This is a genomic window from Salinispora goodfellowii (assembly GCF_059570675.1).
Genome location: NZ_JCANTD010000018.1, coordinates 1 through 13704 on the forward strand (window position 1 = coordinate 1; position 13704 = coordinate 13704).

The window sequence follows — 13704 nt, forward strand, 5'->3', positions numbered from 1 at the left end:
GGGTGGCGTTCGGTGTGGTAGGTGTCGAGTAGGTCGGGTGGCGCCCAGCCGTGCACCGCCGCCGCCAGCTTCCAGCCCAGGTTCACCGCATCCTGGACGCCCACGCTCAATCCCTGTGCCATTGCCGGCGGTTGCACGTGGGTGGCGTCACCGGCCAGGAAGACCCGGCCGCGCCGGTACTCGGAGCTGACCCGGGAGGCGTCGGTGAAGCAGCTGATCCAGCGGCAGCATCCATGCTGGATGGACTCACCGGTGAGTCGCTGCCAGGAGTCGGCCAGCTCCTGATAGCTCAACGAGCTCCGGTCTCTCGGCGGCATGCCACGCTCGTGCACGACGACCCGGGTGACACCGTCCTCCAGGTCCATCGCCATGACCATGCTGCCGTCGGGCAGATTCTCGCCGATCCGCCGCCGCCGGGTGTCGATGCCGGTGACATCGGCGGTGTAGAACCCACGGGTGGGTTCGGAGCCGGTGAAGTCGATCCCGGCCAGCGCGCGGACGGTGCTGCGCCCGCCGTCACAGCCGACCAGGAACCGGGCGGCCGCCCGGCCGGAGCCGGTGGGGCCGTCGACGGTGACGACGACGCGGTCGGGGCCCTCCTCGAAGCCGGTGACCTCGTGGCCGCGGAATACCGGCACCCCCAGTTCGGTCACCCAGCCTTCCAACATCCGTTCGGTCCGGTACTGGGAGATACCCCGGGCGCCGGCATGGTCCTCCGGTAGTTGGCCAAGGTCGATCGGCACCCCGCCGAAGTGACTCTCCGCGGGCTCGGTCGGGCCCAGCCGGTCCAGCAGCCCGCGTTGCGCGAAGCACTCCGCGGTACGGCGGGTGAAGCTGGCGCCCCGGGACTCGGTCGGTCGCGCCGCCAGTCGTTCGTAGATCGCCACATCGACGCCGCCGAGCCGCAGTTCCCCGGCGAGCATGAGGCCCACCGGGCCGGCACCGACCACGATCACGTCCCGGGTCATCGGGCGGTTCCGTTCTGGGGGGCGCCGAACCAGCGGGTGAGGGCATGGGTGAGGTGGTTGGTGCTGCCGGGTGCGGTCCAGGCGAGGTAGCCGTCGGGGCGGATGAGGGCGGTGTGGAGGGTGGGGTGGGGTTGGTGGGTCCAGGTGCCGGTGATGATGTCGATGCGGTCGGTCCAGGCGTGGGCGGTGGGGTGTGCGGTGGTGGTGGTGGTGATGAGGGGGGGGGGGGGGGGGGGGAGTAGGTCGGTGATGCGGGGGGTGTCGCCGTTGGGGAGGGTGAGTTGGTGGTGTGGGGGCAGGCGTCGGCCGAGGAGGGGGTGCTCGCCCGGGCCGAGGTCGTAGCGGATGCCGAGCCCGCTACCGCGCCCGGCGAGGTGCTCGGCCGCGTCGGGGTAGGTGACCAACTCCGCCAGCACGCTGCGGATCGGTTCCATCGCCTCGTCCCCGAGGTACAGCGACGAGGCGGCCTGCGCGTCGGCGATCAGCTGCCGTCCGATGGGGTGGCGTTCGGTGTGGTAGGTGTCGAGTAGGTCGGGTGGCGCCCAGCCGTGCACCGCCGCCGCCAGCTTCCAGCCCAGGTTCACCGCATCCTGCAGGCCGGCGCTGAGTCCCCATGCCGCCAGCGGCGGCATCTCGTGTGCGGCGTCGCCGGCCAGGAAGAGCCGGCCGCGCCGGTACTCCTCGGCCACCGCGGCCGCGTTGCCGCAGGCCCACAACCACGATGCCGACCCCTGGTGCAGGGACTCGCCGGTGAGGCGCTGCCACGCGTCGGCTACCTCGGCGAACGTCAATGCGCCCGGATCCGGGTTCGGCGGTAGTCCCCGGTCGTGGAGCACGATGCGGTAGCGACCCTCTCCCACCGGTGTGCACACCACCATGCTGCCGCCGGGCCGCCGTTCGCCGATCGGACGAGGGCGCAACTCGACTCCGGTCACCTCGGCGGTGTACATGCCCCGGGTGGCTGCGGTGCCGGATGCCTTGATCCCGGCCAGCGCCCGGACGGTGCTCCGGGCGCCATCACAGCCGACCAGGTATTGGGCCCGCACCTCGGTGCCTCCGCCGGGCTCGGCGAAGGTGGCGACGACGCCGTTACCCGCTTCCCGCACGCCGGTGAGCTCGTGCTGTCGGATCACCGGAACGCCCCGTTCGGCCAGCCAGTCCGTGAGCATCTGCTCGGTGTGGGCCTGCGGCAGGCCCAGGACGCCACTGTGGTCGTCGTCGAGCCGGCTGAGGTCGATGCGTACGCCGCCGAAGTGTCCCATCGGGCCCCAGCGGATGCCCGCCAACCGTGCGAGCAGGCCGCGCTGGTCCAGCGATTCGGCGGCACGCCGGTTGAAGCCGAGAGCACGGGACTCGCCGGTGGCTGCGGCGAGGCGGTCGTAGACCCGTACCCGCACGCCGCCGAGGTGCAGTTCAACGGCGAGCATCAGGCCGACCGGTCCCGCACCCACCACGATCACATCGGTTTCCATTTCCCGGACCTTTCCGCCTCGCGGCCGGATAGTAGCGAGGCCAAAATATCCGCGGACGCTCCCCGGTTCAATATTGGTTGATGCGTGGAGGTAATTGTTCGACTGCGGAATTCGGCTCGGTTGAACCCGCCTTATTGCATGGCAATTTCAGAGATGCCGGATTCCGGCCGGCCGTTCAGCATGGACGCGACAGGGCGACGGAAAGGAATTGCGGACGTGCCGGTCGAGAAGATCGCGCTGATCACGGGCGCGAACAAGGGAATCGGGTACGAGATCGCGCGCCAGTTGGGGGAGCGAGGGCACACCGTCCTCGTCGGGTGCCGGGACGAGACCCGGGGCAAGCAGGCGGTGGACTCCCTGGTGGCCCAGGGCATCAGGGCGGTCCCGGTGCGCCTGGACGTGACGGATCCGGCCTCGATCTCGGCAGCTGCAGCGGCGGTCGAGCAGCGCTTTGGCCGCCTGGACATCCTGGTCAACAACGCCGGCATCGCTGGTGCGACCACCGGTGCGCCCAGCACGGTGCCCGCCGATGACCTCCGCCAGGTATACGAGACCAACGTCCTCGGGGTGGTGTCGGTGACCAACGCCATGCTTCCGCTACTGCTTCGGGCGGTGGCCGGGCGGGTGGTCAACGTCTCCAGCCACCTGGGCTCCCTGACGCTGAACTCGCAGTCGGACTCGCCGCTGGCCGGGGTCAACCTGTTGGCGTACCAGTCCTCCAAGACCGCCCTGAACGCGATCACCGTCGGGTACGCCAAGGAACTGCGCGACACGCCGATCAAGGTGAACGCGGCGAGCCCCGGAATGGTGGCCACGGACCTCAACGGCCACCGGGGAAACCGGACTCCCGCGGAAGGCGCGGCGATCGCGGTCCGGCTGGCGTTGCTGGACGAGGTGGGACCCTCCGGCTACTGCCTCTCCGCGGACGGCGTCGTGCCCTGGTGACTGAACTTCCTCGCGGACACCGCGGGTGGTGACCGAACTTCCTCGCGGACACCGCGGGTGTGCGCGCTGCACGAAGGAGCAAACGTGCCGACAGATGCGGCGATTCTGGTGCTGGGCGGTACCGGCCGACAGGGTGGGGCGACGGCCCGCGAACTACTGCGCCGAGGGTGGACGGTGCATGTCCTGGTCCGCGATCCGGGCAAGCCCGCGGCCCGGGCACTGGCGGCCGCCGGCGCCGTGCTGGTGCCCGGAGATCTCGACGACGAGGCGTCGCTGGCAGCGGCGATGACCGGTCTGCACGGGGTGTTCAGCGTCCAGACGTTCCGGACCCCGGGCGGTGTGGTCACCGAGGAACGGCAGGGTAAGGCGGTCGCCGACGCCGCGGCCCGCGCCGGCGTGGACCACCTGGTCTACAGCTCCGTCGGGGGCGCGGAGCGGGCCAACGGCGTCGACCACTTCGCGAGCAAGTGGCAGGTCGAGCAGCACATCCAGCAGTTGGGCATCCCGGCGACGGTACTGCGGCCCACCATGTTTCACGAGGTCTTTCACGACACCGGTCCGAGACTGGCCGATGGCGGGCTGGTCCTCGGTCTGTGGCTGCACCCCGAGGTGCCGTTACAGCTGATCGCGACCAGCGACATCGGCGCCTTCGCGGCGGACGCCTTCGACGACCCGGACAGCTGGCTGGGGCGGCAGGTGGAGCTCGCCGGGGACGAACTCACCGGACCCGAGATGGCGGCGGCGTTTGGGCGGGTTGCTGGCCTACCGGCGCGCTACGAGCAGCTGCCGATCGGTCAGCTCCGCGCCGCCCGTCCGGATCTGGCGGCCATGTTCGACTTCTTCAACGACGGGGGATACCGCGCTGACCTGCCGGCGTTGCGCCGGACTCGGCCGGATCTGGTCAGCTTGGAGGCGTTCCTCCGGTCCACCTGGACGGCGCCGCCGCTGGGCCGGTGACCGACGGCCGGGCCGCCGGCGCTCCGGCGGGCGCCGGCACTCGTCCCGGTGCCGGCGCCCGCCGTGGTCGCGGTCAACCGACGACCGGCCCCTGGGTACGACTGCGCTTGAGCTCGAAGAACCCCTCGGTCGTGGCCAGCGCCAGCAGGCCGTCCCAGAGCCGGAGTGCGGCGGCGCCCCGTGGTGCCGGCGACACCACCGGACCGAAGAACGCCGCGTCCCGCACCGCGATCACCGGCGTGCCGACATCGGTGCCGACGCGGCCGACACCGTCGTCGTGGGCGGCGCGGAGCGCGCCGTCGTGCTCAGTGGAATTCGCTGCTGCAGCCAGCCCGGGATCCAGGTTCGCGGCGACCAGCGCCGCCGCGTAGGTGGAGCGCTGCCGGGGGGCGTTCTCGAGGTGGAACCGAGTGCCCAGCTCGGTGTACAGCCGACCCAAGGCAGGGGCACCGTACTTCTGCTCGGCGGCGACGCAGACCCGTACCGCCTCCAACGCGCCCGGCATCCCGCTCCGGTAGCGCGCTGGCAGGTCGTCGCGTCCTTCGTTGAGCAGCGTCAGGCTCATGACATGCCAGCATGGCGTGATCGGCCGCTGCTGGGCGACCTCGAGCAGCCACCGGGAGGTGATCCAGGCCCAGGGACAGGTCGGGTCGAACCAGAAATCCACGGGGGTGCGGACCTCGTCCGGCATCGCCGGCCTCCTTTCAGCCGTTGGCGGCCCAGTGATAGAACCGGGTGGCCAGGGCGTCCGTGGGGGAACGCCAGGTAGCGGGGTCGTAGGGCTGGATGAGGGGCTTCAGGTCGTCGCTGATCTGCAGAAAACGGGGGTCGGTGCGGGCCTGGGCGATCCGCTCGCCGCCGTCCTCGCCGTCGAAATCCTGCAGGTGAAAGTAGAGCCCTCGGTAGTGGAACAGCTCGCGGCGTCGGGTGCCCATACGGTGCGGCATCTCGGTTCCGTCGAAGACGCCGAAGAGCTCGGCGACCTCCGCCGACCACTGCGGACGCATCCGACCAACGATCAGAGTGCTGTACATTGTCGCGTCACCGCCCTCAGCTGCGAGATCAGTAGTTTCCGAGGCCACCACAGACGTTGATCGCCTGCGCGGTGACCGGAGCGGCCGCATCGCTGACCAGGTAACCGACGAGGCCGGCGACCTCCTCGGGGGTGGAGTAGCGGCCCAACGGGATCTTCGCCTGGAATCGCTCCAGGATCTCCGCCTCGGTCGTCGCGAAGTGCGCGGCGTACCCCTGCCGGACCCGCTGCGCCATCGGCGTCTCGACGTAGCCGGGGCAGACGGCGTTGACCGTGACCCCGGTCTTGGCGAGTTCCAGCCCCAGCGCCTTGGTGAAGCCGATCACCCCGTGCTTGGACGCGGCGTAGGGCGCACCGAGCACCACCCCCTGCTTACCCCCGGTGGACGCGATGCTGATGATCCGGCCCCAGCCGCGCTCCAGCAGCTGTCCCGACCGGAGTACCTCGCGGGTGACCCGGAAGACGCTGTTCAGGTTGGTCTCGATGACGTCGGTCCAGAGCTCGTCCTCGATGGTGGCGGTCACCCCGCCGCCACTGCGCCCGGCGTTGTTCACCAGGACATCAACGTGTCCGTACTGCGCGACGGCAGCGCCCACGAGGCGCGCGACGTCGGCCTGGCGCCGGACATCCGCGCCGACGCCGGCGGCCTGGTGACCGTCGGCCCGCAGCTTGCCGACGGTCTCCTCGACAGCCGCCGGAGTTCGCGCACAGAGGAAGACCTTGAGGCCGCGGCGGGCGAGGGTCTCGGCGACCGCCAAGCCGATTCCACTGGTTGCACCGGTGATCAGTGCTACTCGCTGTTCGTGCTCTGCCATGGGGCCGCCTTTCCCGAATACGGTGTCGCGGCAGTGTGTCAACGAGTTGCGAAATATCGCTCGAGTCTCGGTGGAAATGCTGTTCCAACCGCGTCGACTCGTCAGTTGAACGACCTGGTCGGGCTTGCCACCGGAAAACGGCCCGGCCTATCGTCTGGCATCTCACTATTGCCTCGGAGGAAAAGGGTTATGTCCGCATTTCCTGCCGCTCCCGTGGTGCGGGACAATTCCGCTGCCTACCAGTTACTTGACCTGATTCAGGGCTCGGTGATCACGCAGGCGATCTCGGCCGCGGCCACGCTTGGCGTCGCCGACGTTCTCGCCGCCGGCCCGTTGCCGGCGGCGGAGATCGCCAAACGCGTGGGCTCCGATCCGGAGGCGACCTATCGGTTGCTGCGTACGCTCTCCGGCTGCTCGGTGTTCACGTTGCGACCGGATGGCTGCTTCGCGCTCACCCCGATGGGCGAGGCGCTGCGCGATGACGCGCCGGATTCCATGCGCGGCATAGCGATGCTCATGGGGCATCCGCTGCTCTGGGAGGAGTGGGGACACCTGATCGAGTCGGTGCGTACCGGTGCGGCCAACCTACCGAAACTGCGGGGCATGGGCGCCTTTGAATTCCTGATGGCGAACCCGGCGTACGCGGCCGAGTTCTTCCAGGGAATGGGGAGCCTCTCCGGCGCGGAGACCGCCCCGGTGCTCGCCGCGTACGACTTCTCGCGGTTCCGCACCGTGGTGGATGTCGTCGGTGGGCGCGGCACGCTGCTGGCCGGCATCCTCGCCCAGACCGGGGGCGCCAACGGCGTCCTGTTCGACAACGAGGTAGCCACCGCGGACGCGTCGGCGGTCTTCGCCTCGGCCGGGGTCGGTGACCGGGTGAAGATCGAGCACGGCGGCCAGTTCGACCCGCTGCCGGCCGGTGCCGACGCCTACGTGCTCAAGCACGTCCTGCACGACTTCCCGGAGCCCGCCTGCCGGCAGCTACTGCACAACGTGCGGGAGGCGATTGCCCCGGACGGGACCATGCTCGTGATCGAGTATGTGCTCGAGGAGCAGAACGAGCCCCACATTGGCAAGATCATTGATCTGTGGCTCCTGCTGCTGCTCGGCGCCAAGGAGCGCACCCGGCCGCAGTACACCGAGCTGTTCGCCGAGGCCGGCCTGAAGGTTACCCGGGTCATCCCGACCGCCTCGCCGGTCTCGATCATTGAGGCGGTTCCGGTATGAGACTCGCCGTACCGCCGCTCCCACCGCCGCCACTGAGGAGCTGAGGTCAGCAGATGGATACGGACGTAATCGTCATCGGCGCCGGACCCACCGGACTGATGCTCGCGGCCGAGCTCCGGCTCGGCGGCGCGAGTGTCACCGTTGTCGAACGGCGTGGCGAGCGGAGCTGGGAGTCCCGCGGCATCGGGTTCACGGCGCGCGCGGCGGAGGTCTTCGCGCAGCGAGGTCTGCTGGAGCGGCTGGAGAACGCCGAGATCACCCGGCAGGGGCACTTCGGTGGCATTCCGCTCGACTTCGGGGTGCTGGAGGACTCGCACTTCGGAGTCCGCGGCGCGCCGCAGTTCACCGTCGAGGAGATGCTGGAGAACCGAGCGTTGGAGCTCGGGGCGACCCTGTGCCGGGGGCAGGAGCTGATCGAGCTGAGCGATACCGGCGACCACGTCACGGCGACCGTGCAGGGACCGGACGGCCGGATTGAGTACTCGGCCCCCTACCTGGTGGGTTGCGACGGCGGCCGGAGCACCGTCCGCAAGATCTCCGGTTTTGACTTTCCCGGCCGGGACGCGACCTGCGAGATGTACCTGGCGGATGTGACCGGCTGTGACATCCGGCCGCGGATGATCGGCGAGCTGCTGCCGAACGGCATGGTCATGGCGGGGGCGCTCGGCGAGGGCTACTCCCGCATCATCGTCTGCGAGACCGGTACCCCACCAGATCGGGACCGGCAGGTCACCTTCGCCGACGTGGCGGACGCCTGGCAGCGGCTCACCGGCGAGTCCATCCAGCACGGTACGGCGCGCTGGGTGAGCCGGTTCACCGACGCCACCCGCCAGGTTACCGAGTACCGGCGGGGGCGGGTGCTGCTGGCCGGGGACGCCGCCCACATTCACCTGCCCGCCGGTGGGCAGGGAATGAGCATTGGCGTGCAGGACGCGGTCAACCTCGGTTGGAAGCTGGCGGCCACGGTCCGGGGCACCGCGGCCGCCGGGCTGCTCGACACCTATCACCGCGAGTGCCATCCAGTGGGGGCTCGGGTCCTGCGCAACACCCGTGCCCAGGGCATTCTCAACCTCAGCGGGAGCTCGGTCGAACCGCTGCGCGCCGTGGTGGCCGAGCTCATCGCGCTACCGGTGGTGGCGCGGCACCTCTCCGGCATGGTGAGCGGACTCGATATTCGACACGACCCGGACCCGGAGGCCGCACCGCTGGTCGGCGCGCGGATTCCGGACCGCGAACTGGAGCTGGTCGGGGGCGGCCGGGACCGGATCGCCCGGCTGCTGCAGTCGGCGCGGGGTGTCCTGATCACCACTGCGGACTCCGCGTCGACGGAGCGGTCAGCCGCTGCCTGGTCCGATCGGGTCGACCTGGTACGGGTGCGAAGGATGCCCGCCAACCTGGGCGTGGACGGCCCGCCCCCGGAATCGGTGCTGGTCCGCCCGGACGGCTATCTCGCCTGGGTCGCGCCGGGCGGGGGCGAGCTGGTTGACGCCCTGCGGCGTTGGTTCGGTGCGGCCCGATCCACCGGTGAGCCCACGGAACCGGACCGTCTCGCGCGCGCCCACTAGACAGCCGTACCCAGGGAAGGGGTGAACGTGACCACCGATACGGTGCACGAGACGGAGCATCAGGTCGTCGTCGACGCGCCCGCCGAGCGGGTGTACGCGTTGATCGAGGAGGTCGGCCGGTGGCCGGAGGTGTTCCCACCGACGGTCCACGCCGAGTGTCTCGAACGTGACGGCGAGGCCGAGCTGATCCGGATCTGGGCGACCGCCAACGGCGCCGCCAAGACGTGGACCTCGCGGCGGCGGCACGACCGGGAGCGGTGGACTGTCTCCTTCCGGCAGGAGCGCTCGCAGCATCCGGTCGGCGGCATGGGCGGGGCGTGGGTGATCGAGCCGGTCTCCGCCGGCGCCTGCCGGGTGCGGCTGCTGCACGACTTCTTCGCGGCCAGCGAGGACCCCGCCGATCTGGCCTGGATCCGGCGAGCGGTGGACCGCAACAGCACGTCGGAGCTGGCGGCGCTCAAGACGGCTGCCGAACTCGTCGCCGGCCAGCGCTTCTCCTTCGACGACACCGTGCCGGTCGCCGGTAGTGCCGCGGCGGTCTACGACTTTCTCAACGACGCCCGGCGCTGGCCCCTGCGGCTCCCGCACGTCGCCCGGGTGGTGCTGGGGGAGGAGACACCGGGGCTTCAGGTGCTGGAGATGGATACCCGAACCAAGGACGGGCCGGTGCACACGACGCGCTCGGTCCGGGTCTGCGAGCCGCACCGCGGCATCGTCTACAAGCAGATCGTCCCGCCCGCCCTGCTGACGCTGCATCTCGGTCGCTGGTTGATCGAGGAGCAGGGCCCGGGGCGGGTGCTGGTCACCTCCCGGCACACCGTGCGGATCAATACCGTGCGGATCGCCGAGGTCCTCGGGCCGGAGGCCGACCTGCCGGCCGCGCGGGAGTTCGTCCGAAACGCCCTCAGTGCCAACAGTCTTACGACCCTGCGGGCCGCGAAGGCGTATGCCGAGGGCGCTGACGGGGGACGGGTAGTGCCGTGACGGTCACCCCGGTCGTCATCGTCGGCGCCGGCCCGGTCGGGCTCCTGCTCGCCGGCGAGCTGGGGCGGGCCGGGGTGCCGGTCGTCGTCGTGGAGCGGCTGGCCGAGGCGATGACCGAGTCACGGGCGAGTCAGCTCTCCACGCTCACCGCCGAGCTGCTGCACGAGCGGGGCCTCGATGCACTGCTCGCCGAGGCCGGGCACGAGTCGCGGGCCCACTTCGCCGGCCTGGGATTCGAGTTGTCCGGACTGGACAGTGCGTACCCGGGCAACTGGAAGGTGCCCCAGTACCGGACCGAGGCGGTGCTCGCGGGGTACGCCCGGCGTTGGGGCGCGACGGTGCTGCGGGGGCACGAATTGACCGGGCTCACCGCCGGGTCGGGCCACGTGGTCTGCCAGCTCCGGGGGCCCGCGGGTCGGCAGCGCCTCGATGCGGGTTTCGTGGTCGGCTGTGACGGGTCGGACAGCGCCGTGCGCCGGCTGTGGGACTTCCCGGTGTCGGCGGCGGCGGCGACGAGGGAGCTGTTGCGGGCGGACGTGACCGGGCTTCGGATCCGCGACCGTAGGTTCGAGCGGTGGCCCGGCGGGCTTGCAGTGGCGGCGACCCGAGCCGGTGTCACCCGGGTGATGGTGCATGTGGCCGGCCAGCTGGTGCCCGCCCGGGTGGGGCGGCCGGAGTTCGGCGCGGTCGTCCGGGCCTGGGCGGCGGTGACCGGCGAGGACCTCTCCGGTGGGACTCCGGTCTGGCTGGATGCCTTCGACAATTCCCGGGGGCAGGTCGGTGCGTATCGACGGGGGCGGGTGTTGCTGGCCGGGGACGCCGCCCACTGGCACCTTCCGATCGGTGGCCAGGCGCTCAACGTAGGACTCCAGGACGCGGTGAACCTGGGCTGGAAGCTGGCGGCGACGGTGCACGGCTGGGCCGCGCCCGGGCTCCTGGACAGCTACCACGACGAGCGGCACCCGGTCGCGGCGCGGGTGCTGGATCACGTCTCCGCGCAGGAGACGCTGCTGCTGGGCGGAGCGGAGGTCGAGCCGCTGCGGGCGATCCTGGCGGAGCTCGTCGGCCTGCGGCCGGTCCGTGATCACTTGGCCGAGACCGCCGCCAACCTGGGGGGCCGGTCGGGTCCATCTGGCCCGTCGCCGATCGGGCGGCGGGCTACGACGCTGCGGTTGCGAACCGACTCGGGGCCGCTTCCGTTGGCTGACACCGAGCCCGTCATTGTCCGGCTCAGATCCGGCGCGGACGGTCCGCACCGCAGCACGGTGCGGACGGTGCGTGCCCGTTGTGACGGTGGTCCTCCCCTGGACGCCACCGCCCTCCTCCTGCGCCCAGACGGCTACATCGCCTGGGCCGGCGACGACGAGGAGGAGGGCCTGGAACAGGCAATCGAGAAGCTGCTGTGGGTGGAAGGTAGGAAGGAAAATGTCAGACTTTGACGCAGATGTCATCATTGTGGGGGCCGGTCCCACCGGGCTCATGCTCGCCGGCGAACTGCGCCTCGCCGGAGTCGAGGCGCTCGTCCTGGACCGGCTCACCGAGCCGACGAAGCAGTCTCGCGCGCTCGGCTTCTCGGCCCGGACGATCGAGGAGTTCGACCAGCGCGGGCTCCTGCCCCGCTTCGGCGAGCTACAGACCATCCCCTTCGGCCACTTCGGTGGGCTGCCGCTGAACTTTCAGGTGGTGCCCGGCGGCTCGTACGGGGCCCGGGGCAAGCCGCAGTCGCTCACCGAGGGGATCCTGACCGGCTGGGCCACCGAACAGGGCGCTGAACTCCGCCGGGGTCACGAGGTGACCGGGCTGCGGGAGATCGACGGAGGCGTCGAGCTGGACGTCGACACCCCGACGGGCTCTACGCGTCTGCGGGCCCGGTACGTGGCCGGCTGCGACGGTGGCCGCAGCACCGTACGGAAGTTGGTCGCAGTGGACTTCCCCGGCACCGACGCCACCATCGAAATGTGGTTCGCCGATGTGGCCGGCTGTGCGCTGCGGCCCCGATTTTCCGGGGAGCGGGTACCCGGCGGGATGGTCATGGTGCTTCCGTTGGGCCCGGAGGTCAACCGGGTGGTGGTCTACGAACGCGGCATGACCCGGCGCGGTGAGGGGGCGCCGAGCTTCGAGATGATCGCCGCCGCCTGGAATCGGTTGACCGGTGAGGACATCAGCGGTGGGAAGCCGCTGTGGACCAGTTGGACCACCGACGCCAGCCGGCAGGCCGCGGAGTACCGGCGTGGCCGGGTGTTCCTGCTCGGCGACGCGGCGCACATCCACCTGCCGGTCGGCGCGCAGGGGATGAGCGCGGGCATCGGCGACGCCGTCAACCTCGGCTGGAAGCTCGGCGCGGCGATCAATGGTCATGTTCCGGACGGTCTACTGGACACCTACCACACCGAGCGGCACCCGGTCGCCGCCCGGATCCTGACCAACACCCTCGCGCAGCGCATGCTGTATCTGGGCGGCGACGAACTGGATCCGATGCGGGCGGTGATGACCGAGCTGCTCGCTTACGAGGAGGCCCAGCAGCTGCTGGTCGGCATGGTCACCGGGCTGGACATCCGCTACGACGTCGGGGTGGGCGGCCAAACGCTACTCGGCCGGCGGCTGCCCGACACCGAGCTCACCGGTGATTTCGGGCCGGCCGGCACGGCCCGGGCCTTCAGCTTCCTGCACAGCGGCCGAAGCGTCCTCCTCGACCTGGCCGGCGACGCCGAGCTGCGCGCGGTAGCGGCGCCGTGGAAGGACCGGGTGGACGTGGTCACCGTGACCGCGCGGCCCGCCGGTGTGTTGGCGGAGGTCAACGCCGCGCTGGTGCGGCCGGACGGCTACGTCGCCTGGCTCGGCGCGAAAGCTGCGGACAGCAGCGGCCTGTCGGAGGCCCTCATCCGGTGGTGTGGCCGGCCCTGACCGGCCCACCCAGCCCGGAAGTTCTCGCGCGGCGCCGGCCCGCCGCGTGTCCCAGCGGAGCGAGGAGACGACGCATGCCCTTCATCGACCCCGAGAACGGCTACCTGACCGTCATCAACCTGTTCAAGACCGACACCCCCGAGCGAGTGGATCGACTCGTCGGCGAGATGAAGGCGATCGTCGACACCGCGAACTACCCCGGTTGGATCTCCAGTACCGTGCACCGGGGCCGGACCGAGCCGGGGACCGCCAACTTCATCCAGTGGCGTGGCAAACAGGATCTGGAGTCGCGGTACGCCGGCGACGAGTTCAAGCATCGTACGGTTCCGGTGTTCCACGAGATCGCCACCTTCATCCGGTTGCTGCAGACCGAGGTGGAGGTGAGCCAGCGCCACCCCACGCTCGGTGCGGTCACGGAGATCTCACCGGACCGCGACGACTACACGGTGATTGAGATCCTCGGCGTGGCCCCCGCTGATCAGGACGAGCTGATCGGCACCCTGGGCGCGGCCCATCAGTGGCTGGTGGACGTACCGGGCTATCGCTCGCAGAGCCTGCTCCGCGGCATTCGGGCCCGGGGCGTCCAGGGCGGTGGCAGTGGTCTGGCCGCCGTCGGCGAGGAGCGGGACTTCGTGGTGGTCTACTCCCAGTGGGATGGCCTAAAGGCATTCGAGGCGTTTCGCACCCGACCCGCCGGCGACCAGCCCGCGGCCCGCCGCAGGTCGCTGGAGAAGCGGAACTCCCTCACGACCACCACCAGCTGGAACACCTATCGGGTCGTCCACACCCGGTCCAGCGCCCAACCTGCGTCGGCCTGACCTTCCACCTGGTATT

General features: G+C 70.5%; 13 protein-coding genes. 8 read left to right on the top strand and 5 right to left on the bottom strand.

Annotation, left to right across the window (positions count from 1 at the left end):
- Both T398_RS16815 and T398_RS16820 read right to left on the bottom strand, forming a co-directional pair.
- A partial coding sequence (locus T398_RS16815) for an FAD-dependent monooxygenase (protein ID WP_496448065.1) occupies positions 1–968 on the bottom strand: 968 nt, incomplete at its 3' end.
- Entirely contained in the window at positions 965–2440 is a 1476-nt protein-coding gene (locus tag T398_RS16820) for an FAD-dependent monooxygenase (RefSeq protein ID WP_496448067.1), read from the bottom strand. The genes T398_RS16815 and T398_RS16820, both read right to left, overlap by 4 nt.
- Before the next feature lie 216 nt (positions 2441–2656).
- Between T398_RS16820 and T398_RS16825 the strand changes: the two genes are divergently transcribed.
- Positions 2657–3385 (top strand): SDR family oxidoreductase, encoded by a 729-nt coding sequence (locus T398_RS16825; RefSeq protein WP_496448068.1) that lies wholly within the window; start codon positions 2657–2659, stop codon positions 3383–3385.
- 84 nt (positions 3386–3469) lie between these two features.
- Positions 3470–4342 (top strand): NmrA/HSCARG family protein, encoded by an 873-nt coding sequence (locus T398_RS16830; RefSeq protein WP_496448070.1) that lies wholly within the window; start codon positions 3470–3472, stop codon positions 4340–4342.
- A gap of 73 nt (positions 4343–4415) precedes the next feature.
- Here T398_RS16830 and T398_RS16835 read toward each other — a convergent pair whose 3' ends face one another.
- Genes T398_RS16835 through T398_RS16845 form a run of 3 tightly spaced genes read right to left on the bottom strand, consistent with a single transcriptional unit; the run spans position 4416 to position 6190 of the window.
- Complete coding sequence (locus T398_RS16835; protein WP_496448072.1) at positions 4416–5033, bottom strand: mycothiol-dependent nitroreductase Rv2466c family protein; 618 nt, start codon at positions 5031–5033, stop codon at positions 4416–4418.
- Between the two features lie 13 nt (positions 5034–5046).
- Positions 5047–5376 (bottom strand): TcmI family type II polyketide cyclase, encoded by a 330-nt coding sequence (locus tag T398_RS16840; RefSeq protein ID WP_018219858.1) that lies wholly within the window; start codon positions 5374–5376, stop codon positions 5047–5049.
- A gap of 28 nt (positions 5377–5404) precedes the next feature.
- Positions 5405–6190 (bottom strand): SDR family NAD(P)-dependent oxidoreductase, encoded by a 786-nt coding sequence (locus T398_RS16845; RefSeq protein ID WP_496448074.1) that lies wholly within the window; start codon positions 6188–6190, stop codon positions 5405–5407.
- A 213-nt stretch (positions 6191–6403) separates the two neighbouring features.
- Between T398_RS16845 and T398_RS16850 the strand changes: the two genes are divergently transcribed.
- The 6 genes from T398_RS16850 (at position 6404) to T398_RS16875 (ending at position 13688) form a co-directional block, all read left to right on the top strand.
- Positions 6404–7417, top strand: coding sequence for a methyltransferase (locus tag T398_RS16850; RefSeq protein ID WP_496448195.1), 1014 nt, complete (start codon positions 6404–6406; stop codon positions 7415–7417).
- A gap of 53 nt (positions 7418–7470) precedes the next feature.
- Positions 7471–8982: an FAD-dependent monooxygenase gene (locus tag T398_RS16855; RefSeq protein ID WP_496448075.1), complete on the top strand. Its 1512-nt coding sequence runs from the start codon at positions 7471–7473 to the stop codon at positions 8980–8982.
- Between the two features lie 21 nt (positions 8983–9003).
- Complete coding sequence (locus T398_RS16860; protein WP_496448076.1) at positions 9004–9966, top strand: aromatase/cyclase; 963 nt, start codon at positions 9004–9006, stop codon at positions 9964–9966.
- Entirely contained in the window at positions 9963–11405 is a 1443-nt protein-coding gene (locus tag T398_RS16865) for an FAD-dependent monooxygenase (RefSeq protein WP_496448078.1), read from the top strand. The genes T398_RS16860 and T398_RS16865 overlap by 4 nt, the downstream gene beginning before the upstream one ends.
- The gene (locus tag T398_RS16870) at positions 11392–12870 is read left to right on the top strand and encodes an FAD-dependent monooxygenase (protein WP_496448079.1); all 1479 of its coding nucleotides are present in this window, start codon (positions 11392–11394) and stop codon (positions 12868–12870) included. The genes T398_RS16865 and T398_RS16870 overlap by 14 nt, the downstream gene beginning before the upstream one ends.
- 74 nt (positions 12871–12944) lie before the next feature.
- Positions 12945–13688, top strand: a complete 744-nt coding sequence (locus T398_RS16875) for an antibiotic biosynthesis monooxygenase family protein (protein WP_496448080.1) — start codon at positions 12945–12947, stop codon at positions 13686–13688.
- Positions 13689–13704 lie beyond the last annotated feature (16 nt).